Here is a 21979-nt window from a genome sequence, read left to right as displayed (position 1 = left end):
TCTTCTTCTTTCACAGAAAATATGGTATAATAGAGAGTAAAAAACTTTGAAAGAAAGAAAAAGATGAATTTAAAAGATTATATCGCAACGATTGAAAATTATCCTAAGGAAGGCATCACCTTCCGTGATATTAGCCCTTTGATGGCAGATGGAAATGCATATAGCTACGCTGTTCGTGAAATTGTTCAGTATGCAACCGATAAGAAAATCGACATGATCGTGGGACCCGAGGCTCGTGGATTTATTGTTGGCTGCCCTGTTGCTTTTGAGTTGGGAATTGGCTTTGCACCTGTTCGTAAACCAGGGAAATTACCACGTGAAGTGATTTCTGCTGACTATGAGAAAGAGTACGGTATTGATACCTTGACCATGCATGCTGATGCGATTAAGCCAGGCCAACGTGTTCTCATCGTAGATGATCTTTTGGCAACAGGTGGAACTGTCAAGGCAACGATTGAGATGATTGAAAGACTTGGTGGAGTTGTAGCCGGTTGTGCTTTCTTGATTGAGTTGGATGAGCTTAAAGGCCGTGAAAAAATCGGAGATTACGATTACAAGGTACTTATGCATTATTAATGAAAAACAGTCCTTGGGGCTGTTTTCTCTTCATCTGCTATATAAATTAACTATAGCTAGTTAGAGAAAAACTATAATTGAAAACTATATCTTCATACAGTATAATAAAGGGAAGAAGTATTTGGAGGTTTTTACTTTCAAACAGACAACATCATTCCCGAAATAGAGAACTGTTAGGAGGGTATTATGCCGATTCGAATTGATAAAAAATTACCAGCTGTGGAGATTTTAAGGACAGAAAATATCTTTGTTATGGACGATCAACGGGCTGCTCATCAGGATATTCGCCCCTTGAAGATTTTGATTTTAAATCTCATGCCTCAAAAAATGGTAACAGAAACGCAACTCTTACGGCATTTGGCTAATACCCCTTTGCAATTAGATATTGATTTCTTATATATGGAAACACATTGTTCCAAGACAACCCGTGCCGAACATATGGAAACCTTCTATAAGACCTTCCCAGAGGTCAAGGATGACTTTTTTGATGGACTGATTATCACAGGGGCGCCAGTAGAGCATTTACCTTTTGAAGAGGTAGATTACTGGGAGGAATTCAAACAGGTCATCGAATGGTCCAAGACACATGTTTTTTCAACACTCCATATCTGTTGGGGAGCACAAGCAGGTCTTTATGTTCGCTATGGCGTTGAAAAGCACCAGATGGATCGGAAACTATCAGGTATTTACCCACAGGACACCTTGAAAGAGGGACATCTTCTCTTTCGTGGTTTTGATGATCGCTATGTAGCTCCTCATTCTCGTCATACTGAGATTTTAAAAGAAGAAATCTTAAACAAGACCAATCTGGAGATTCTGTCAGAAGGTCCTGAGGTTGGGGTTTCTATCTTAGCTAGTCGAGATTTGCGTGAGATTTATAGTTTTGGTCATTTGGAGTATGATCGGGACACTTTGGCAAGAGAGTATTTTCGTGATTATGAGGCGGGACTCGATCCTCATATCCCAGAGAACTACTTTAAAAATGATGATGTAAATGAGACGCCCTGTCTTTGTTGGTCTTCATCAGCTGCCCTCTTTTTCAGCAATTGGGTAAACTATGCAGTTTATCAAGAAACCCCTTTTGACTGGAGAAAGGTAGAGGATGATGCGGCTGCATTTGGATATCTATAAGAGGAATTATGACATATTTTGACGCTTTTAAATCAGGGAACTTGGTTTTGCCAAGTGCCCTGCTCTTGCATTTTAAGGAACTCTTTCCTTCCAGCGAAGATTTTCTGGTCTGGCAATTTTTCTATTTACAAAATACCACAGCCCTAGGAGATGTTTCGCCTAGTCAGATTGCTGAAATCATTGGGAAAGAGGTAGCAGATGTCAACCAATCCATTTCTAATTTGACTGAAAATGGTTTGCTACAATATCGGACCATTGAACTAAATGGGGAAATTGAGCTCATTTTTGATGCTAGTTTGGCTTTTGAACGCTTGGATAGCTTGTTGGATAGCCAAACTCCAGCTACAACTGCCCCAAATCCGCAAAATCAATTGAAGGATCTAGTTGAGACTTTTCAGCAGGAATTGGGACGCTTATTAACACCATTTGAAATCGAAGATCTTTCTAAGACAGTCAAAGACGATGGGATCAAGGCGGATTTGATTAAGGAAGCTCTCCGAGAGGCCGTTCTCAATGGCAAGCCAAACTGGAAATATATTCAAGCCATCCTTCGGAATTGGCGTTATGAAGGTATCCAATCTGTGGCCCAAGTGGAAGCTAAACGAGCTGAGAGAGAAGCAAACAATCCTAAACAAGTTCAAGCTTCAGCTGATTTTCTCGATGCCATGAATTTGTGGCAAGATTAGTCGCTTGAAAAATCTTGAAAATTAGAGTAAGGTTTGCAAGCTCTTTATAAATATGATAAAATAATAGAAAATAAAATGAAAAAAGAGGTATGTGAAATGTCACGTAAACCATTTATCGCTGGTAACTGGAAAATGAACAAAAATCCAGAAGAAGCAAAAGCATTCGTTGAAGCCGTTGCCTCAAAACTTCCTTCATCAGACCTTGTTGAAGCAGGTATCGCAGCTCCTGCAGTTGATTTGACAGCTGTTCTTGCTGCTGCTAAAGGTTCAAACCTTAAAGTTGCTGCTCAAAACTGCTACTTTGAAAATGCAGGTGCTTTCACTGGTGAAACTAGCCCACAAGTTTTGAAAGAAATCGGTACAGACTACGTTGTGATCGGTCACTCAGAACGCCGTGACTACTTCCATGAAACTGACGAAGATATCAATAAAAAAGCAAAAGCAATCTTTGCAAACGGTATGCTTCCAATCATCTGTTGTGGTGAGTCACTTGAAACTTACGAAGCTGGTAAAGCAGCTGAATTCGTAGGTGCTCAAGTATCTGCTGCTTTGACTGGATTGACTGCTGAACAAGTTGCTGCATCCGTTATCGCTTATGAGCCAATCTGGGCTATCGGTACTGGTAAATCAGCTTCACAAGACGACGCACAAAAAATGTGTAAAGTTGTTCGTGATGTTGTAGCTGCTGACTTTGGTCAAGAAGTTGCGGACAAAGTTCGTGTTCAATACGGTGGTTCAGTTAAACCTGAAAACGTTGCTTCATACATGGCTTGTCCAGACGTTGACGGTGCCCTTGTTGGTGGTGCGTCACTTGAAGCTGAAAGCTTCTTGGCATTACTTGACTTTGTAAAATAATCTAGCTTATTCCAGACAGACAGTAAAAGTACTAAGTGACTTTGACTGCCTGTCTTATTTTTACTTGGAGCATTCTTGTGAAAGAGGGATTTTGCTAGACTAGGAAAGTTCCTTAGGGAAAGAAAGGCGTGCAGATGCGCGCTCTTTTCTATATCAAAAAGTTATGAAAGGGGGAGTTATGCTCTATATTTGGTCTTATTTGAAAAAATATCCCAAGTGGTTATTCTTGGATTTCTTTGGAGCTATTTTCTTTGTTATCGTTAATCTAGGACTACCGACTGTTCTAGCTCGGATGATTGATGAAGGTGTGAATAAAGAGAATGAACATCAATTGTATTTTTGGGCCGCAATCATGCTGGTGATTATCCTATGTGGAACCTTGGGGCGTATAGTCTTAGCCTACGCTGCTAGTAAGCTGACGACCAATATGGTCAAAGATATGAGGGATGATCTCTATGCCAAATTACAAGAGTATTCTCATCATGAATATGAAAAGATTGGAGTGTCTTCACTGGTTACTCGTATTACCAGTGATGCCTTTGTTCTCATGCAGTTTGCAGAACAGACCTTAAAACTGGGTGTCATCACTCCCATGATGATGCTGTCTAGTATCTTAATGATCTTCCTGACCAGTCCGTCATTAGCCTGGATAGTGGCCTTTGCAGTACCTTTCTTAGCCGTGGTGGTCATTTATGTAGCGGTCAAGACTCGACCATTATCAGAGAAACAGCAGGCTACCTTAGATAAGATAAACCAATATGCCAGGGAAAATCTAATGGGACTCCGTGTCATTCGTGCCTTTGCTCGTGAGGAATTTCAAGAGGAACGTTTTGCAGGACAAAATGCAGTCTATGCAGCCAATTCCAATCGTCTGTTTAAACTAACCGGTTTGACGGAACCCTTGTTTGTTCAGATTATCATTGCCATGATTGTAGCTATTGTCTGGTTTGCTCTGGACCCTATCAAACAAGGAAGCTTGCAAATTGGGGATCTGGTGGCCTTTATCGAATATAGCTTCCACGCCCTCTTGTCCTTCCTTTTCCTATCCAATCTCTTCACCATGTACCCCCGTACAGCCGTTTCGAGTGAACGGTTGAAAGAAGTCATGGATATGCCGATTTCTATTGATCCCAATGAAGGAGGCGTCAGAGAGACAGCAACTCACGGCTATTTGGAATTTGAAAATGTCACCTTTGCTTATCCTGGTGAGACGGAGAACCCGGTTCTACACAATATTTCGTTCTGTGCCAAACCAGGAGAAACCATTGCCTTTATCGGTTCGACCGGATCTGGTAAGTCCTCTCTTGTGCAATTGATTCCTCGTTTTTACGATGTCACGCTTGGGAAAATCAAAGTTGATGGTGTCGATGTTAGGGATTATCGACTTAAGTCTCTTCGTCAAAAGATTGGTTTTATCCCACAAAAGGCCTTACTCTTTACTGGAACTATCGCTGAAAATATCCGCTATGGGAAGGAAGATGCCAGTCACAAGGACCTACATCAGGCAGCAGACGTGGCGCAAGCCAAAGATTTTATTGAAAGTCGAGAAGAAGGCTTTGCGACTCATCTAGCTGAAGGCGGAAGCAATCTTTCTGGAGGACAGAAACAACGCCTATCAATTGCCAGAGCGGTTATAAAGAATCCTGATATCTATATTTTTGATGATTCCTTCTCAGCCTTGGATTATCGCACAGATGCCATTTTACGCCGTCGCCTCAAGGAAGTAACGCAGAATGCTACGGTTCTAATTGTCGCTCAACGTGTCGGAACCATCATGGATGCGGACCAGATCATCGTTCTGGATAAGGGTGAAATCGTGGGTCGTGGTCGACATGAGGAATTGATGGAGACCAATGCCATCTATCGTGAGATTGCTGAGTCGCAGTTGAAAAATGCATCTCTAACAGAAGAATAGGAGGAAATATGAAAACACAATCTAGTTTGGCTCGTTTGTGGAGCTATTTAAAAGCCTACCGTTTTTCTGTCTTCTTTGCAGTTTTTCTAAAAATTTTGAGTGTGGTCATGAGTGTCTTGGAGCCTTTTGTCTTGGGGCTAGCCATTACGGAGTTGACAAAAAATCTCTTAGATATGGCTAATAGTCTTGCAGGGGCTCGTATCAATACTGGCTACATCGGAACGGTTTTAACCATTTACCTCTTTAGAGGGCTCTTGTATGAACTTGGGTCTTATTATTCCAATTATTTCATGACCAATGCGGTCCAGTCCATGACTCAGGATCTACGCAATGAAATGACTGAAAAAATCAATCGTATCCCTGTATCCTTCTTTGACAAACACCAGTTCGGTGATTTGTTGGGGCGCTTTACCAGTGACGTTGAGACAGTGTCCAATGCTCTTCAACAATCTTTTCTCCAAATTGTCAATGCCGTTCTGACAATTATCCTCGTGATGGGAATGGTATTATACTTGAATTTTCAGTTGGCTATAGTGGTTATTCTATCCATTCCAGTGACCTATTTTGGTGCAAAAAGTATCCTGAAACATTCTCAGCCTTATTTTAAAGAGCAGGCGGCTATTTTAGGACGGATGAATGGCTATGTGCAGGAAAATCTTACAGGTTTTAATGTCTTGAAACTCTACGGTCGTGAGGAATCCTCTCATAATGAATTTTCTAAGATTACAGACGACCTCCAACGTGTTGGCTTTAAAGCCAGCTTTATCTCTGGGCTCATGATGCCAGCCCTTCATGTCGTATCAGACTTGACCTATCTGATCGTTGCAGTTCTTGGTGGTTTGCAGGTTATTGCAGGTCGTTTGACAGTAGGGAATATGCAGGCTTTTGTTCAGTATGTCTGGCAGGTTAGCCAGCCTATCCAAAACATTACACAACTTGCGGGTCAAATGCAAAGTGCCAAGTCTTCGTTAGACCGCATCTTCGATATCTTGGATGAGGCAGAGGAAGTCAAGGGAGAAGAACTCGAAATCCCTGAACCCTTAACAGGTCAGGTGACCTTCCAACATGTTGACTTCCAGTATGTTGAAAACAAACCATTGATTCGAGACTTTAATCTAGAAGTTCAACCAGGAGAGATGGTAGCGATTGTTGGTCCGACCGGAGCTGGTAAGACAACCCTGATCAATCTACTCATGCGTTTTTATGATGTTACAGCAGGTGCAATCTTGGTTGACGGGCAGGATATTCGCCACTTGTCACGTAAAGACTACCGCCGTCAATTTGGGATGGTCTTGCAGGATGCTTGGCTTTATGAAGGGACAATCAAAGAAAACCTACGTTTTGGAAATCTTGACGCTAGTGACGAGGAAATTGTAGAAGCTGCCAAAGCAGCAAATGTAGACCACTTTATCCGAACGCTTCCTGGTGGTTACAACATGGAGATGAACCAAGAGTCAAGCAATATTTCCCTCGGGCAAAAACAACTCTTGACCATAGCGCGTTCTCTCCTAGCCAATCCTAAAATTCTCATTTTAGATGAAGCGACTTCCTCTGTTGACACCCGTTTGGAACTCTTGATTCAAAAAGCTATGAAACGCTTGATGAAAGAAAGAACCAGCTTTGTCATCGCTCACCGTCTCTCTACCATTCAAGAAGCAGATAAGATTCTCGTTCTTAAGGATGGGCAGATTATTGAGCAGGGAAATCATGAACGCTTGCTCCAAGAAAAAGGCTTTTATTATGACTTGTACCAAAGCCAATTTTCAAGTAAGTCTGGGGAATCCAGCTAATCAAAACTATCTAGACTATTCTTAAATTATCAGTCTATTACAACTTTTCTCAGATAGTACATTTTACTTGCTATCGTTTTTTGGTAGTAGTATACTTATATTGTAACCACTAAGAAGATGGTTACAAAAAAATGAAAGAGGTAAGAAATATGGTTGAATTGAAAAAAGAAGCAGTAAAAGACGTTACAACATTATCTAAAACAGCGCCAGTAGCATTGGTAAAAACAAAGGAAGTATTGAACCAAGCAGTAGCGGACTTGTATGTGGCTCACATTGCCCTTCACCAAGTACACTGGTATATGCGTGGTCGTGGTTTCCTCGTATGGCATCCAAAAATGGATGAATACATGGACAGCCTTGATGGCTATCTTGACGAAATCAGCGAACGTTTGATCACCCTTGGTGGCAAACCATACTCAACTTTGACAGAATTCCTTCAACACAGTGAAATCGAAGAAGAAGAAGGGGAATTCCGTAACGTTGAAAAAAGTTTGGAACGTGTTCTAGCGATTTATCGCTACCTCATCGCTCTTTTCCAAAAAGCTTTGGATGTAACAGATGAAGAAGGCGATGATGTTACAAACGATATCTTTGTTGGTGCTAAGGCTGAACTTGAGAAAACAGTTTGGATGCTTGCAGCAGAACTTGGACAAGCTCCTGGTTTGTAAAATATAGTTGCTACCCCTTTTATCATGTGGTGCTTGATAAGTGCCCATGACCAATCATCTTTTAAAAGTCATGTAACTGTAAAAAGTTGCATGATTTTTTTGTCTGCTGGACTTAGGACACATTGTCAAAAGTAGGATTTTACGGTATAATAGTTGCTGTTCAATAACATATGAATTTTAAAGAATAATTGTTAGTTTAAGGAGGACTTATGAACAACTTACCAAATTGCCCAAAATGTCATTCAGAATATGTCTACGAAGACGGAAGTCTCTTGGTCTGCCCAGAGTGTGTCTATGAGTGGAATCCTGCAGAAGTTGCAGAAGTAGAAGAAGGTGTTGTTGCTATCGATGCCAATGGAAATAAATTGGCTGACGGAGATACTGTGACCCTTATCAAGGACTTGAAGGTAAAAGGTGCGCCAAAGGATTTGAAACAAGGAACTCGTGTTAAAAATATCCGTATCGTAGAAGGTGACCACAACATCGACTGTAAGATTGATGGTTTTGGAGCCATGAAACTCAAGTCAGAGTTTGTTAAGAAAATCTAACCATGAAACTGAACTACAAATTTATCTTTTATAGTCGTGTACTTTTGTTCTTAGCGGCATTTACAGGAGTTTATTTGGAGATTACCAAGCACGGTGGCTTTGGTATGCTCCTTTACTACACAGTGTTGTCCAATCTTTTGGTAACGATTTTCACGGGTTATCTGCTCCGTGTGATGAGCCGTTCAGGTGAAAATTGGCAAAGTCCGACCTTGCTTCGTCTCAAGGGTGGTGTTACCATGAGTATCATGATTACCTGTGTGATTTACCATTTTATGCTTGCTCCGATTGCGACAGACTTTTATCGTGTGGAAAATTTCCTTTGCCACTATATCGTTCCACTCTGGTTTTTAGCCGACACCCTCTTCTTTGATAAACGGGGTCAATACAGGATCTGGGATCCAGTCTTGTGGACCATCTTACCCTTGGTTTATATGATTTTTGCCTTGTTTAACGGCCTGGTCTTAAAACTCAATATTCCGAATTCCAAGGATAATCCCTTCCCTTATTTCTTTTTAAATGTGAACAAGGGTTGGGACGTGGTTATCAAATGGTGTTTGATCATTTTTGCGGCGTATATGGTTGCAGGATTTATCTTCTACCTAATCAAGCAAATCAAGCGAAAATAGTCTTCCTATTAGGAAAGTTAGGACGGAGTCTCTAGTTCAATCGGGCTCCTTCTTTTCTTGCCATCTTCCTTTTACAAGGATAAACAGTGAGAAATATATAGAAAGAAAATCCATGAAACAATATTTAGAACGGGCTAGTATTTTGGCCCTCTCCCTCGTTTTGATTACCTCCTTTTCCATCTCAAGTGCTCTGCCAGCCATGTTTGACTATTATCAAGGCTACCCCAAAGAACAAATCGAGCTCCTGGTCAGTCTCCCTTCTTTTGGAATCATGATTATGCTGGTTTTAAATGGTTTTTTGGAGCGTTTGCTTCCTGAGCGACTTCAGATTAGTCTGGGACTTCTCATCCTTTCTATCGGGGGGGCAGCCCCTTTCTGGTATCAGGAGTACAACTTTGTCTTTGCGATGCGGATTTTATTTGGCTTGGGTGTTGGGATGATCAATGCCAAGGCCATTTCCATCATTAGCGAACGCTATCATGGAAAGACACGGATCCAGATGTTGGGTCTTCGCGGATCAGCAGAAGTTGTCGGGGCATCGATTTTGACTCTAGTGGTCGGTCAACTCTTATCCTTGGGATGGACAGTGACCTTCTTGGCCTACAGTGCGGGATTTTTAGTATTGATCCTTTATCTGCTCTTTGTCCCTTATGGGAAAGAAAAGAAAGAAACAAAGAAAAAAGAGGCCGAAACAACTCGTTTGACAGGACAGATGAAAGGCTTGATTTTTCTATTGGCTGTCGAAGCAGCAGTTGTTGTCTGCACCAACACAGCTATCACCATCCGTATTCCTAGTCTGATGGTGGAAAGAGGTCTAGGGGATGCCCAGTTATCGAGCTTGGTTTTAAGTATCATGCAGTTGATTGGTATCTTGGCTGGTGTGAGTTTTTCTTTCTTTATCTCTCTGTTTAAAGAAAGATTGCTCCTTTGGTCAGGTATCACCTTTGGATTGGGGCAGATTGTGATTGCCTTGTCTCCGTCATTGGGTGTGATGGTAGTTGGAAGTATTGTGGCAGGTTTTTCTTACAGTGTGGCCTTGACCACTGTCTTTCAGCTTCTTTCTGAAAGAATCCCAGCCAAGCTTCTTAATCAGGCAACATCTTTTGCAGTGCTAGGATGTAGCTTTGGAGCCTTTACGACACCGTTTATTCTTGGGGCGATTGGCTTGGTGACTCAAAACGGTATGTTGGTCTTCACCATTCTAGGCTGCTGGTTGATTGTCACTTCTATCTTTGTTATGTACGCACTTCAAAAGAGAGCTTAGGATTAATTTCCTAAGTTTTTCTTTCTGGGAATTTTGTACCCAGACAATTATTGGTTTTTAAACTTGTTTACACTTTTATTTCCTGATAAAATAGAAGTCATGACAAGATATAAAGCAATCATTTCCTATGATGGTTATGCCTTTGCTGGTTTTCAGCGCCAGCCTCATGCGCGGAGCGTTCAAGAGGAAATCGAAAAAACTTTAACGAGACTGAATAAGGGGCAAGCCATCACTGTACACGGTGCTGGTAGGACGGATAGTGGGGTTCATGCTCTTGGTCAGGTTATTCATTTTGATCTGCCCTATCAGATGGATGAGGAAAAACTCCGTTTTGCTCTAGATACCCAGTCTCCTGAAGATATCGATGTGATTTCAATTGAGCTTGTGGCCGATGATTTTCATTGCCGTTATGCAAAACATAGCAAGACCTATGAGTTTATAGTAGATAGGGGGCGTCCTAAAAATCCGATGCGCCGTCACTATGCTACTCACTTTCCCTATCCCCTCGATGTAGAGCGGATGCAGGAGGCTGTCAAGAAATTAGAAGGAACCCATGATTTCACCGGTTTTACAGCATCTGGAACCAGTGTAGAGGACAAGGTTCGGACCATTACAGAAGCTAGTCTTAGTGTTGATGAGACAGGGCAGTTTTTAATCTTTACCTTCTCAGGAAATGGCTTCTTGTATAAGCAGATTCGTAATATGGTGGGGACTCTTCTCAAAATCGGCAATAACCGCATGCCAGTTGAGCAGATTGACTTGATTTTGGAGAAGAAGGACAGGCAACTTGCAGGTCCAACAGCAGCATCGAATGGCTTGTATTTAAAGGAGATTCGTTATGAAGAATAATCGTATTTTAGCCCTTTCTGGGAATGATATTTTTAGTGGTGGTGGTTTGTCAGCTGATTTGGCTACCTATACCTTGAACGGCTTGCATGGCTTTGTAGCAGTGACTTGTTTGACGGCCTTGACTGAAAAGGGCTTTGAGGTCTTTCCTACGGATGATACTATTTTTCAACATGAGTTGAATAGTTTGCGTGATGTCGAGTTTGCAGGGATTAAGATTGGCCTTCTTCCTACTGTCAGTGTGGCTGATAAGGCCTTGGACTTTATCAAGCAACGTCCTGGAGTGCCGGTGGTATTGGACCCCGTTTTGGTCTGCAAAGAAACGCACGATGTGGCTGTTAGTGAGCTCTGCCAAGAGTTGATTCGTTTTTTCCCTCATGTCAGTGTGATTACGCCAAATCTTCCTGAAGCAGAATTGTTAGCGGGTCAAGAGATCAAAACATTGGAAGATATGAAAGCTGCAGCGCAGAAATTGCATGATTTAGGAGCGCCAGCAGTCATTATCAAGGGAGGCAATCGCCTCAGTCAGGACAAGGCAGTGGATGTCTTTTATGATGGACAAACTTTCATTGTTCTAGAAAACCCAGTCATTCAAGGCCAAAATGCTGGTGCAGGTTGTACCTTTGCCTCAAGCATCGCCAGTCACTTGGTTAAAGGGGATGAACTTTTACCAGCAGTAGAGAGCTCGAAAGCTTTCGTTTACCGTGCTATTGCACAAGCAGATCAATATGGAGTAAGACAATATGAAGCAAACCAAAACAACTAAAATCGCACTTGTATCCCTTCTAACCGCTCTTTCAGTAGTTCTAGGTTATTACTTGAAAATTGGAACGCCAACAGGAATATTGACTCTCTTGGATGCAGGTATTTTCTTTACTGCCTTTTACTTTGGCAGTAAAGAAGGGGCCGTCGTTGGAGGACTAGCAGGATTCCTAATTGACCTTTTATCAGGCTTTCCACAGTGGATGTTCTTTAGCTTGGTAAACCATGGCTTGCAAGGATTTTTTGCAGGTTTTAAAGGGAAATGGCAATGGCTAGGACTTGTCTTGGCTACAATCGTCATGGTAAGTGGCTACGCCTTAGGTTCTACCCTAATGAATGGCTGGTCAGCAGCCTTGCCAGAAATCCTTCCAAACTTCCTACAAAATACCTTGGGGATGGTTGTGGGATTTGTAGTCTTTCAGAGCGTCAAGAAGATAAAATAAAAAAGTCAGCTATTGAAGCTGACTTTTTGCTTGTCTAGGTTTAATCAAAATAAAGCAAGTCTTTGCTGGTGCTGGTAAAGAGGTCAAATCCATCCTTGGTTACAACACCGCAGTCTTCGATACGAACGCCGACTTTACCAGGGATATAGATACCTGGTTCAACAGAGAAGCACATGCCTTCTTCGATGACCATGTCGTTTCCTTCCATGATAGATGGGAATTCGTGGACATCCATACCGATACCGTGACCGAGACGGTGGTTGAAGTACTCACCGTAACCAGCTTTTTCGATGACTTCACGGGCAGCGCGGTCTACTTCATGAGCAGTCACACCAGGTTTGATAAAGTCAAGGGCAGCTTGTTGGGCTTCAAGGGTCAAGTTGTAAATATCTTTCTTGAATTGGTCTGGTTTTCCGACAGCGACTGTACGAGTCATATCTGAGGCGTAGCCATTAACCATGACACCGAGGTCAAAGAGGAGAAGGGCGTCCTTTTCGACCTTGTTTGCACCAGGAATTCCGTGTGGATTTGCAGCATTATCACCAGTCAAGACCATGGTATCAAAACTCATTTCATAGCCTTCACCTTTCATGGCAAAGTCGATTTGTGCAATGATATCTGTCTCAGTTTTATCAAGAGAAATATTGTTAAAACCAACTTTTACAGCTTTATCAGCATAGAGACCTGCAACCATCATTTTTTGCACTTCGTCAGCTGATTTGATGAGGCGCATGCGTTGGATGCGAGGAGTGAGATTTTCAAACTCAGCAGTTTCAAAGACTGTTTTCAAACCATGGTATTTGGTCAAGATGAGATTGTCAAACTCGACTGCCACACGTTTGAAATCAAGCTGTGGAAGAGCATTTTGGATTTTCTTCCATGGGTTTTCAGAGTCCACATAACCAACTACTGAGAAGGAAACAGTGCTACTTGCACGCTCTACTTCAAGGGCTGGAACGAATAGAAGCGGTTCCCGGTCCGCTAGGACAAAGAGGAACATTTGGCGTTCATGTGGATCACTGTAAAAGCCAGTGAGGTAATTAATAGTGACGGGGTCAGATACGACAGCGACGTCTAGTTTTTCTGATTCAAGATATGTTAGGATTTGTTGTAATTTAGACATATGCTACCTTCTTTCTACCCCTCTATTTTGGCAAAAAAAGAGAGAAAATGCAAGGGAGAAGGGTAAAAGAACAGGCAAAAAGAACTCCGACAAGATAGGGGAGTTCTTTGATATAATTTTCCTTAGTTTAAGAAAAGTCAGCCTTGCTTTTCACGTCACTGTATTCTTCAGCGATTTCTTGACTGAGAATATCCTCATAGGCAGGGAGTTGGATGTCCTGACCGTATTTCTTCTTGAGGGAAGTAGTGACTAGGCGATAAGCCAGATTGGCATTACGAGAGAGGATAGGTCCGTGGAAGTAGGAACCAAAGACATTCTTGTAATGAACCCCTTCGCCGACCTTTTCTTCGTTGTTTCCATTTCCATAGACAACCAGTCCCAGTGGTTTTTGGTCATCTGAGAGGAAGGTACGACCCTGGTGATTTTCAAATCCATAGTAGGTTTCATCGAATTCTTCATTGTGAATCTTGATATCACCGATAAAACGGTTATTGGTCTGGTTGAGGGTGTAGTGGCCCATGACACCTAGCCCTTCGATGCGTTTTCCTGAAGCCTCAACATAATATTGCCCCAATAGTTGGAAACCACCGCAGATGGCTAGAACCACACCGTCCTTTTGGATGTAGTTGTCAATGCTCTCTTTTTTAGCAGGAAGGTCTCCAGCGATAATACTTTGTTCAAAGTCTTGGCCACCACCGAAAAAGGCGATATCGTAGTGGTTTTCATCAAAGTCATCATGGAGAGAAACGATGTCAACTGTCACATGAGCCCCCAGCTTTTCAGCCACATACTTGAGCATAAGGATGTTTCCATTGTCTCCATAGGTATTCATGATATTTCCATAGAGGTGGGCGATGTTGAGCTGATAAGGGTAGTTGCCAGCTTTTGAGGAAAGTGAAGTATAAACCATTAGTTCATCTCCTTTCTAACAATCTGACGACTAGCTAGCAGTTCGCGGAATTCCAGCATGGCGGTATAGGTAGCTAGGATATAGGCATGCTTGCAGTCTTGCTTCTCAATGGTTTTGAGAACTTGCTCCAGATTGCTTGTCTCAGTGATTTTATCAGCTGGATAGCCAGTCACCCGAAGACGACGAGCAATTTCAGAATGCCGAACACCGCCAGCGTTGATTTCAGGGATATCCATGTCAGTGATTTGTTCAAAGTCCGCATCCCAGATCCAGCTAGTGTCAATTCCATCTGCATAGTTGGCATTGAGAAGGACAGATAGGCTAAATGGGTAAGGTGCCAGTTTAATCATTTCGATGGCTTGAGTCGCACCGACTGGATTCTTGATGAGGACAAGGGTACATTCCTTATCACCGATATGGAAGGTTTCCTGACGACCGAAGACAGCGCGACTCTTATCAAATCCTTGCTTGATTCGTTGCGAATCTGCGCCGAGAAAGCGAGCGATGGCAACCGCTGCTAGGGCGTTGTAGATGTTGTAAAGTCCACCGATTTGAATGCCGTATTCTTGTCCGTCAATGACAAAGCGGGAGCGATTGTTGGTTAACTCAACCAAGTCGGTCAGACGGTAGTCCAAGCCAGGACGTTTGCAACCACAATTTTCACAGATATAGGCACCCAAGTTAGCATAAGTATTGAGTTCATATTTGAGGATGCCTTGACAGTCAGGGCAGAGAATCCCTTCGGTATTGTAGTGAGCTAGTTGGGCTGGCCCTTTCTCCAAGTCAAAACCAAAATACTGTACAGGATTTGGAATAGCTGGTTTGTAGAAAAGTGGACTGTCACCATTGAGGAGAACAGTAGCCGTAGGCACCTTACGAATGGCATCCAAAATCATGTTATAAGTCGTGTAAATCTCACCATAGCGGTCCATCTGATCACGGAAAATGTTAGTAATGACAAAAAGGCTAGGATGGATGTAGTCACAGATACGAGACAGACTGGCCTCATCAATTTCTAGAACGGCAATGTTTTTCCCAGTTTTAGAGGATTTGGCCGTCAAGAAGGTTGTCGTAATCCCTGTGATCATATTGGCACCGCTTGGATTGGTCAGAACCTGACCATAAACTTCTTTTAAAATGCCGACAGTGAGGGCAGTTGTCAGGGTTTTCCCGTTGGTTCCAGTGATCACGACAATCTCGTAGTTCTTAGCTAGATTTTGTAAAATATCTTTATCAAATTGGAGGGCAAGTTTTCCAGGGAGCGTACTTCCACGACCAAGACGGCTCAAGATGAAGTGAGATGAACGCCCAGCAAGGATGCCCGAAGTAGTTTTTAATTTCATGTTTCTATTATATCATAAAAGAGGGAAAAGACAGATTTGAGATTTCGCAGAAACAAAAACAGCCCGACGAGGGCTGTGAGTGATTAGTTCTGAAACCAAGTTGCGATTGGAAAGTCGTTTTGTTTCAGTTCCAGATTTGTTTTTGTTAGAAGCTGGCCATTTTCTAAAGAATACAATAACAAATGTTGATTAGTTACGACTAATACCTTGCTTTTCAAACTTGTATCGATGTGTATTATCTCTTCGGTAGAGTCAGGTAAATCTTTTCTGACATTGATTAGATAGCTAGATTCATCAGAGAGATTGACAATAGATAAGGCGCAGCGATCATTTCCATCCGCCTCATGTTTTACAATCAAACGATCCTCTTTCGGTGTTTTATAAAGAAGATTTGGATTGTCCTCTGGTAGCGTGATGAAGTGCTTCTCTTTACTAGACAAGTTCATGACAAGTATGCGATTGTCTGGATCTTTGGAGAAAGTTTCTGTATTTCGGGTATAAGCAACACTACTGTAATAATTGTCACCGATTAATTCAGAAGACGTCAACATTTCAACTATCTTGCCTTCGCTTGTCAGAGGCGTGCGAGACAATTCTTTTAGTTGATTATTTTCGTCTAATTCAACTAAATAACCATCGAAGACTAAAGCGGGTCGTTGGCGAGACTCATCATGAAAACCCAGACCGAGGTAGAGGCGATTCCCTCTTCCGTGAAACTGGATTGGAAAAGAAGTGGATTCGGAGAATGTTTTCTGAGTAATCAACTTTCCTGAGATGTCAAACATACTGAGCACCCCATCCTCAGTTGTAGTTTGGCCCGTGTAGAAGAACTTATCTGATACTCCAGCTCCCGAATAAGCATAGAAGGGAGTTGAAGTTTTCCGGATGTCCCCTGTCTGAAAGTCAAGAGATACGATGTTCTGAGTGGATGCCTTCCCTCTGGTATTTCCAGATGAAAAGACGAGATAGCGATTGTCAAACCGTCCCTGAGGAAACCAGAAATTGACATCTTCTGCAATGGAGACGCCTTCAGTCTTTATGAGCTGAAACTGATCGTTTTGCAACTGATAACTTTGAATGGATTTCGAATTAACAAGGTAAAAATCAGCAGCTTGATTGACTGTGAATCGCTGTTTTTGAGGTGAAATCAAGCGAAAAAGTACCCAGCAAAGCAGGAGAAAAATGAAGACTATACTGACACAGAAAACCAGTGTTTTCATAGCCGGATTTTTTCCTTTAAATAGAAAGGAAAAGGGAGAGTGTGTTGGTAGTTTAACTTGCTTTCCCATGTGACTAGCCTCCTTTTTGAACAGAAAATGAAGACAACATCCTACACTTATATTATAAGCTTTTACAGCTAAAAGCACAAATAATCTTGCAAGGAAACTATAGACTGGATAGAAAAAGACAAACATCGAAATAGATGCTTGTCTTGTGGAGAATATCTGAAAACTTAAATCGCAAACAAGTCATTCAAGTTCTCAGCCAAGGTTGGGTGAGTGAAGATTTGTTTTGTGAAGTAAGTGTAAGGAATTTTGTTGTCCATGGCAACAGTGATGATGTTGATGATTTCTTGAGAACCTTCTGAGAAGATGCTTGCACCGAGGATCTCTTTAGTTTCAGTGTTGACAACAGCTTTGAAAGCACCGCGAAGATCGCCATTTACATGACCACGAGGCATCGCAGCAACAGGGATTTCCTTAACAGCGTATGGAAGTTTCAAATCAGCTGCTTGGCTTTCAGTCAAACCAACTTGTGAAAGTGCAGGTGTGATGAACATGGTGTTTGGTACATTGAGACGGTCTTCAAGAGTGTAGCTGCCATCTCCAGCAAGATAGCTGTAAACAACACGGAAGTCATCAAGTGAAATGTAGGTAAATTGAGGTCCACCATTGACGTCTCCAACTGCAAAGACACCAGGAACGTTTGTTTGACAATGTTTGTCTACTTTGATAGCACCACGCTCTGTTAGTTCAATATCAGTATTCTCAAGTTGAAGTGGTTCTACGTTTGGTTTACGTCCAGTTGCGTAGAGAAGGGCATCGAAACGGTAAGTTTCATTTTCAGTTACGATAAGGACTTGATCACCGTCGTTTTTGATTTCAGTAGTACGGATGTTTTGAAGTAATTCAATGCCGTCTTCTTCCATATATTGTTTAGCAAGAGCTGCGATGGAAGGTTCTGCACGAGGAAGGAATGTATCCAAGGCATCTAGGACTGTGACCTTGCTACCAAGTTTGTTGTAGAGTTCTGCAAATTCAAGACCGATGTTTCCGCCACCAAGAACTCCCAGTTTTTCAGGCAATTTATCCAAGTTTTGGATACCTGTTGAGTCAAAGACGTTTTTGCTTGTAGCAAGTCCAGGGATTGGCAAGACGTTTGAAACGGCACCAGTATTGATAACGATAGTTTCAGCAGTCAGTTCTTGTTTTTCATCACCAGCTTGGATTTCGATGACCTTGTTTGAAAGGAAGTGAGCTTCCGCATCAAAGATATCTACACCTGTACCAGCAACAGTAGCATAGTTTTTACCATTGAGGCGACTTGTGATAGTATTTTTGGTAGCAATGACTTCTTCAAAAGACAAATCTTTCTCAGCAGCAACTAGCAAGGTTTTAGTCGGGATACAACCGATGTTGATACAAGTTCCGCCGTACATAGCCTTACTACGTTCGATAAGGGCAACTTTTTTACCAGCTGAAGCTAGTTTACCAGCCAGTGTTTTCCCAGCTTTACCGAATCCAATAACGATTAAATCATAAGTTAGCATTTTTAGTTCCTCCTATTTGCTTTCATTCTAGCACAAGAAAAAAACTTTTGCACAATTCTGCTACGGGAGAAACGAACCATATAAGTATGTATTTATATTTGTGGAAAATCGTTTACATGATTTTCCTTAAGGATTCTACTATCTTTTGCCCCGCTCTTGTGTTATACTAGATAGGTTGCAAAGAAACTCGTACTTTTCTTTCGTGGAAAAGAAGCAACACGGTATCTCATTTTTTAAGAAGATACATCATGAAAAGAAAAGTATATACTAAGCGCTATAGGATGGCTTCGCACCATCTTTAGAAAGAAGAAAAACGTGAAATTTAATGAATTTAACTTGTCTGCTGATTTGCTAGCAGAGATTGAAAAAGCTGGATTTGTAGAAGCAAGTCCTATCCAAGAGCAAACTATTCCTTTGGCTCTTGAGGGAAAAGACGTTATCGGTCAAGCTCAGACTGGTACAGGGAAAACTGCAGCCTTTGGCTTGCCAACCCTTGAAAAAATCCGTACAGAAGAAGCGACTATCCAAGCCTTGGTTATCGCTCCAACTCGTGAACTCGCTGTCCAAAGTCAAGAGGAACTTTTCCGATTTGGTCGTAGCAAGGGAGTGAAAGTTCGCTCAGTTTACGGTGGTTCAAGCATTGAAAAACAAATCAAAGCCCTTAAATCTGGTGCCCATATCGTTGTAGGAACACCGGGCCGTCTTTTGGACTTGATCAAACGCAAGGCTTTGAAATTGCACGATATTGAAACCCTCATCCTTGATGAAGCGGATGAAATGCTCAACATGGGCTTTCTTGAAGACATCGAAGCTATTATCTCGCGTGTCCCTGAAAGTCGTCAAACCTTACTCTTTTCAGCAACCATGCCTGAAGCCATCAAACGTATCGGCGTTCAGTTTATGAAAGAGCCTGAGCATGTCAAGATTGCTGCTAAAGAATTGACAACAGAACTGGTGGACCAGTACTATATCCGTGTCAAGGAACAAGAAAAATTTGACACTATGACGCGTCTGATGGATGTAGAACAACCTGAACTTTCTATTGTATTTGGTCGTACCAAACGCCGTGTGGATGAATTGACTCGTGGACTGAAGATTCGTGGCTTCCGTGCAGAAGGCATTCATGGTGATTTGGACCAAAACAAACGTCTGCGTGTCCTTCGTGATTTTAAAAATGGAAATCTTGATGTTCTGGTTGCGACAGACGTGGCAGCACGTGGTTTGGATATCTCGGGTGTGACCCACGTCTACAACTACGATATTCCACAAGATCCTGAAAGTTATGTTCACCGTATCGGCCGTACAGGCCGTGCTGGTAAGTCAGGTCAATCTATTACCTTTGTTTCTCCAAATGAAATGGGCTACCTTCAAATTATTGAAAACTTGACTAAGAAACGCATGAAAGGATTGAAACCAGCGACAGCAGAAGAAGCCTTCCAAGCTAAGAAACAAGTAGCGCTCAAGAAAATCGAACGAGACTTCGCGGACGAATCCATTCGTGGGAACTTTGAGAAATTTGCTAAAGATGCTCGTAAGTTAGCTGCAGAATTTAGTCCAGAAGAATTGGCTATGTATATCTTGAGTATGACAGTCCAAGATCCAGACAGCCTTCCAGAAGTTGAGATTGCACGTGAAAAACCACTGCCATTTAAACCATCAGGTAATGGCTTTGGTGGCAAAGGCAAGGGAGGTCGAGGAGGCCGTCGTGGAGATGACCGCCGAGACCGTGATCGCCGTGGCAATGGTCGCCGTGATGATTTCAAGAAAGGCAGTCGTGGGAACGATCGTTTTGATAAAGACAGACGGTACCGTAATAAAGACAATAAAAAACCTCGCAACACTTCAAGCGAAAAGAAAACCGGCTTTGTTATTCGTAACAAAGGGGACAAATAGAAAAAAGCGATTCACACTGTGAATCGCTTTTATATATAAGGAGACCGATAGTAAAAGAAGATGGTGATAGTAAAGGATAGGTGAAACGGAAAGGGATTTACCATGTCATCTTCTTATAATGTTATAATATCAAAAATAAAATAGGATGTCAATAAAAAATCGCTTTTTTTCTAAAATATTTTTGCTGTTCAAAATTGCAATTAAATAAGCAATTTTCAGATAATTATTGTAATAAAGACTTTTCTATGTTATAATGGAAGCGATTATATGCGAGGTAAAAAATGGCACATTTATTAGAAAAAACAAGAAAAATCACGTCTATTCTAAAGCGCTCTGAGGAGCAACTCCAAGATGAACTTCCTTACAATGCGATCACACGCCAGTTAGCTGATATTATTGACTGTAACGCTTGTATTGTGAATAACAAGGGACGTCTCTTGGGTTACTTTATGCGTTATAAGACCAATAATGACCGTGTAGAACAGTTCTTCCAAACCAAAACCTTCCCTGACGTCTATGTACAAGGGGCAAACATGATCTATGATACGGAAGCCAATCTTCCTGTTGAACATGATTTGACCATTTTCCCTGTAGAGAGTCGTGCGGACTTTCCAGATGGTTTGACGACCATCGCTCCGATTCATGTATCAGGGATTCGTTTGGGTTCCTTGATTATTTGGCGCAATGATAAGAAGTTTGAAGATGAAGATTTGATTCTTGTCGAGATTGCGAGCACGGTAGTAGGGATTCAACTGTTGAACTTCCAACGTGAAGAAGATGAGAAAAATATTCGCCGTCGTACGGCTGTTACCATGGCGGTTAATACCCTCTCCTATTCAGAACTTCGTGCCGTATCAGCTATTTTAGCTGAATTGGATGGAAATGAAGGGCAGCTGACTGCATCAGTTATTGCAGATCGTATTGGCATCACGCGCTCAGTGATTGTCAATGCGCTTCGGAAATTGGAGTCTGCGGGAATTATTGAGAGTCGTTCATTAGGAATGAAGGGGACTTATCTCAAAGTTCTAATTGGTGATATTTTTGAGGAAGTGAAAAAGAGGGACTACTAATGGCAAAGGCTTTAATCTCGATTGACTATACAGAGGATTTCGTAGCAGACCATGGAAAGCTAACTGCTGGAGCACCTGCTCAAGCAATATCAAAAGCCATTGATCAGGTAACTAGATTAGCTTTTGATCGTGGAGACTATGTCTTTTTTACCATTGATGCTCATGAAGAGAAGGATACATTCCACCCAGAAAGCAAGCTCTTTCCACCGCACAACATCATCGGAACTAGTGGACGTAACCTTTATGGCCCCCTAGCTGATTTTTATGCTGAGCATGAGGCGGATAGTCGTGTCTTTTGGATGGACAAGCGTCACTATTCAGCTTTTTCAGGAACGGACTTAGATATCCGTTTGCGGGAACGTCGGGTTGATACTGTTATCTTAACAGGTGTTTTGACGGACATTTGCATCCTTCATACGGCTATTGATGCTTATAATTTAGGTTATCAAATTGAGATTGTTAAGCCTGCAGTTGCCTCTATCTGGCCAGAAAATCATCAGTTTGCTCTTGGGCATTTTAAGAACACATTGGGAGTAAAATTACTGGATGAAAACCTTGCTGAAATTGAACAATAAGCCTGTTGGAAAAATGAAAAAAATCTGAAAAAAGTGTTGACAAAGATTTTGAAAGTTGATATACTAGTAAAGTAATCGACGCGGGGATGGCGGAATTGGCAGACGCGCAGGACTAAGGATCCTGTGACCGCTTTAGGTCGTGAGGGTTCAAGTCCCTCTCTCCGCATAGGGTAAGAGTTAGCTTT

Annotated in this window: 21 protein-coding genes and 1 tRNA gene; 17 read left to right on the top strand and 5 right to left on the bottom strand. The window is 41.9% G+C overall.

Annotated elements, in window-relative coordinates; translation table 11 throughout:
- Positions 1 to 63 precede the first annotated feature (63 nt).
- The 13 genes from ACLV7H_RS07420 to ACLV7H_RS07360 all read left to right on the top strand — a co-directional run bounded on the left by ACLV7H_RS07420 (position 64) and on the right by ACLV7H_RS07360 (position 12110).
- Positions 64 to 576, top strand: coding sequence for an adenine phosphoribosyltransferase (locus tag ACLV7H_RS07420; RefSeq protein WP_001049316.1), 513 nt, complete (start codon positions 64 to 66; stop codon positions 574 to 576).
- Between the two features lie 186 nt (positions 577 to 762).
- Positions 763 to 1707: a homoserine O-acetyltransferase MetA gene (metA, locus tag ACLV7H_RS07415; RefSeq protein WP_411866789.1), complete on the top strand. Its 945-nt coding sequence runs from the start codon at positions 763 to 765 to the stop codon at positions 1705 to 1707.
- A gap of 8 nt (positions 1708 to 1715) precedes the next feature.
- Positions 1716 to 2393: a DnaD domain-containing protein gene (locus ACLV7H_RS07410; RefSeq protein ID WP_411866788.1), complete on the top strand. Its 678-nt coding sequence runs from the start codon at positions 1716 to 1718 to the stop codon at positions 2391 to 2393.
- A 96-nt stretch (positions 2394 to 2489) separates the two neighbouring features.
- Positions 2490 to 3248 carry a triose-phosphate isomerase gene (gene tpiA, locus ACLV7H_RS07405; protein ID WP_411866787.1) on the top strand — a complete coding sequence of 253 codons (759 nt, stop codon included), beginning with the start codon at positions 2490 to 2492 and terminating at the stop codon, positions 3246 to 3248.
- Between the two features lie 178 nt (positions 3249 to 3426).
- Positions 3427 to 5163: an ABC transporter ATP-binding protein gene (locus tag ACLV7H_RS07400; RefSeq protein WP_411866786.1), complete on the top strand. Its 1737-nt coding sequence runs from the start codon at positions 3427 to 3429 to the stop codon at positions 5161 to 5163.
- 8 nt (positions 5164 to 5171) lie between these two features.
- Positions 5172 to 6953: an ABC transporter ATP-binding protein gene (locus ACLV7H_RS07395; protein WP_411866785.1), complete on the top strand. Its 1782-nt coding sequence runs from the start codon at positions 5172 to 5174 to the stop codon at positions 6951 to 6953.
- Positions 6954 to 7102: 149 nt separating this feature from the next.
- Complete coding sequence (locus tag ACLV7H_RS07390; protein ID WP_268712618.1) at positions 7103 to 7621, top strand: Dps family protein; 519 nt, start codon at positions 7103 to 7105, stop codon at positions 7619 to 7621.
- A gap of 209 nt (positions 7622 to 7830) precedes the next feature.
- Entirely contained in the window at positions 7831 to 8169 is a 339-nt protein-coding gene (locus tag ACLV7H_RS07385; protein WP_411866784.1) for a zinc ribbon domain-containing protein YjdM, read from the top strand.
- Between the two features lie 2 nt (positions 8170 to 8171).
- Complete coding sequence (locus ACLV7H_RS07380) at positions 8172 to 8795, top strand: Pr6Pr family membrane protein (protein WP_411866783.1); 624 nt, start codon at positions 8172 to 8174, stop codon at positions 8793 to 8795.
- A 112-nt stretch (positions 8796 to 8907) separates the two neighbouring features.
- Entirely contained in the window at positions 8908 to 10059 is a 1152-nt protein-coding gene (locus ACLV7H_RS07375) for an MFS transporter (RefSeq protein WP_411866782.1), read from the top strand.
- A 99-nt stretch (positions 10060 to 10158) separates the two neighbouring features.
- Complete coding sequence (gene truA / locus ACLV7H_RS07370; RefSeq protein WP_411866781.1) at positions 10159 to 10908, top strand: tRNA pseudouridine(38-40) synthase TruA; 750 nt, start codon at positions 10159 to 10161, stop codon at positions 10906 to 10908.
- Entirely contained in the window at positions 10898 to 11671 is a 774-nt protein-coding gene (locus ACLV7H_RS07365; protein WP_411866780.1) for a bifunctional hydroxymethylpyrimidine kinase/phosphomethylpyrimidine kinase, read from the top strand. The genes truA and ACLV7H_RS07365 overlap by 11 nt, the downstream gene beginning before the upstream one ends.
- Entirely contained in the window at positions 11649 to 12110 is a 462-nt protein-coding gene (locus tag ACLV7H_RS07360) for an ECF transporter S component (protein WP_033583497.1), read from the top strand. The genes ACLV7H_RS07365 and ACLV7H_RS07360 overlap by 23 nt, the downstream gene beginning before the upstream one ends.
- 40 nt (positions 12111 to 12150) lie before the next feature.
- On the opposite strand, the gene ACLV7H_RS07355 is transcribed toward ACLV7H_RS07360, so the two are convergent.
- From ACLV7H_RS07355 to ACLV7H_RS07335, 5 genes are all read right to left on the bottom strand, one after another.
- Entirely contained in the window at positions 12151 to 13233 is a 1083-nt protein-coding gene (locus tag ACLV7H_RS07355; RefSeq protein WP_411866779.1) for a M24 family metallopeptidase, read from the bottom strand.
- Between the two features lie 127 nt (positions 13234 to 13360).
- A complete protein-coding gene (gene gatD, locus ACLV7H_RS07350) occupies positions 13361 to 14143 on the bottom strand; it encodes a lipid II isoglutaminyl synthase subunit GatD (RefSeq protein WP_411866778.1) in 783 nt (260 codons plus the stop codon).
- Entirely contained in the window at positions 14143 to 15486 is a 1344-nt protein-coding gene (gene murT, locus ACLV7H_RS07345) for a lipid II isoglutaminyl synthase subunit MurT (RefSeq protein WP_411866777.1), read from the bottom strand. Before murT ends, gatD begins: the two co-directional genes overlap by 1 nt.
- Before the next feature lie 83 nt (positions 15487 to 15569).
- On the bottom strand, positions 15570 to 16775 hold the full coding sequence (locus tag ACLV7H_RS07340; protein WP_411866776.1) for a hypothetical protein: 1206 nt from the start codon (positions 16773 to 16775) through the stop codon (positions 15570 to 15572).
- Positions 16776 to 16939: 164 nt separating this feature from the next.
- Positions 16940 to 18256 carry an FAD-containing oxidoreductase gene (locus tag ACLV7H_RS07335; RefSeq protein WP_411866775.1) on the bottom strand — a complete coding sequence of 439 codons (1317 nt, stop codon included), beginning with the start codon at positions 18254 to 18256 and terminating at the stop codon, positions 16940 to 16942.
- 315 nt (positions 18257 to 18571) lie between these two features.
- Here ACLV7H_RS07335 and ACLV7H_RS07330 point away from each other — a divergent pair, with 315 nt between their 5' ends.
- From ACLV7H_RS07330 to ACLV7H_RS07315, 4 genes are all read left to right on the top strand, one after another.
- Positions 18572 to 20149, top strand: coding sequence for a DEAD/DEAH box helicase (locus ACLV7H_RS07330; protein ID WP_411866774.1), 1578 nt, complete (start codon positions 18572 to 18574; stop codon positions 20147 to 20149).
- 281 nt (positions 20150 to 20430) lie between these two features.
- A complete protein-coding gene (gene codY / locus ACLV7H_RS07325) occupies positions 20431 to 21219 on the top strand; it encodes a GTP-sensing pleiotropic transcriptional regulator CodY (RefSeq protein ID WP_000940724.1) in 789 nt (262 codons plus the stop codon).
- Positions 21219 to 21794, top strand: a complete 576-nt coding sequence (locus ACLV7H_RS07320; protein WP_411866773.1) for a cysteine hydrolase family protein — start codon at positions 21219 to 21221, stop codon at positions 21792 to 21794. Before codY ends, ACLV7H_RS07320 begins: the two co-directional genes overlap by 1 nt.
- Positions 21795 to 21874: 80 nt before the next feature.
- A tRNA-Leu gene (locus ACLV7H_RS07315) sits at positions 21875 to 21960 on the top strand.
- The last annotated feature ends 19 nt before the right edge of the window (positions 21961 to 21979 follow it).

It is taken from the genome of Streptococcus oralis (assembly GCF_965111685.1).
In the GTDB taxonomy this organism is placed as follows: domain Bacteria; phylum Bacillota; class Bacilli; order Lactobacillales; family Streptococcaceae; genus Streptococcus; species Streptococcus oralis_B.
The sequence above is the reverse complement of the archived record's forward strand: the minus strand, read 5'-3'. Positions and strand labels throughout refer to the sequence as shown.

Bases quoted from the DNA above. Each gene is read 5' to 3' on its own strand.
- ACLV7H_RS07420 (WP_001049316.1), top strand. From the start codon at position 64: ATGAATTTAAAAGATTATATCGCAACGATTGAAAATTATCCTAAGGAA.
- metA (WP_411866789.1), top strand. From the start codon at position 763: ATGCCGATTCGAATTGATAAAAAATTACCAGCTGTGGAGATTTTAAGG.
- ACLV7H_RS07410 (WP_411866788.1), top strand. From the start codon at position 1,716: ATGACATATTTTGACGCTTTTAAATCAGGGAACTTGGTTTTGCCAAGT.
- tpiA (WP_411866787.1), top strand. From the start codon at position 2,490: ATGTCACGTAAACCATTTATCGCTGGTAACTGGAAAATGAACAAAAAT.
- ACLV7H_RS07400 (WP_411866786.1), top strand. From the start codon at position 3,427: ATGCTCTATATTTGGTCTTATTTGAAAAAATATCCCAAGTGGTTATTC.
- ACLV7H_RS07395 (WP_411866785.1), top strand. From the start codon at position 5,172: ATGAAAACACAATCTAGTTTGGCTCGTTTGTGGAGCTATTTAAAAGCC.
- ACLV7H_RS07390 (WP_268712618.1), top strand. From the start codon at position 7,103: ATGGTTGAATTGAAAAAAGAAGCAGTAAAAGACGTTACAACATTATCT.
- ACLV7H_RS07385 (WP_411866784.1), top strand. From the start codon at position 7,831: ATGAACAACTTACCAAATTGCCCAAAATGTCATTCAGAATATGTCTAC.
- ACLV7H_RS07380 (WP_411866783.1), top strand. From the start codon at position 8,172: ATGAAACTGAACTACAAATTTATCTTTTATAGTCGTGTACTTTTGTTC.
- ACLV7H_RS07375 (WP_411866782.1), top strand. From the start codon at position 8,908: ATGAAACAATATTTAGAACGGGCTAGTATTTTGGCCCTCTCCCTCGTT.
- truA (WP_411866781.1), top strand. From the start codon at position 10,159: ATGACAAGATATAAAGCAATCATTTCCTATGATGGTTATGCCTTTGCT.
- ACLV7H_RS07365 (WP_411866780.1), top strand. From the start codon at position 10,898: ATGAAGAATAATCGTATTTTAGCCCTTTCTGGGAATGATATTTTTAGT.
- ACLV7H_RS07360 (WP_033583497.1), top strand. From the start codon at position 11,649: ATGAAGCAAACCAAAACAACTAAAATCGCACTTGTATCCCTTCTAACC.
- ACLV7H_RS07355 (WP_411866779.1), bottom strand. From the start codon at position 13,233: ATGTCTAAATTACAACAAATCCTAACATATCTTGAATCAGAAAAACTA.
- gatD (WP_411866778.1), bottom strand. From the start codon at position 14,143: ATGGTTTATACTTCACTTTCCTCAAAAGCTGGCAACTACCCTTATCAG.
- murT (WP_411866777.1), bottom strand. From the start codon at position 15,486: ATGAAATTAAAAACTACTTCGGGCATCCTTGCTGGGCGTTCATCTCAC.
- ACLV7H_RS07340 (WP_411866776.1), bottom strand. From the start codon at position 16,775: ATGGGAAAGCAAGTTAAACTACCAACACACTCTCCCTTTTCCTTTCTA.
- ACLV7H_RS07335 (WP_411866775.1), bottom strand. From the start codon at position 18,256: ATGCTAACTTATGATTTAATCGTTATTGGATTCGGTAAAGCTGGGAAA.
- codY (WP_000940724.1), top strand. From the start codon at position 20,431: ATGGCACATTTATTAGAAAAAACAAGAAAAATCACGTCTATTCTAAAG.
- ACLV7H_RS07320 (WP_411866773.1), top strand. From the start codon at position 21,219: ATGGCAAAGGCTTTAATCTCGATTGACTATACAGAGGATTTCGTAGCA.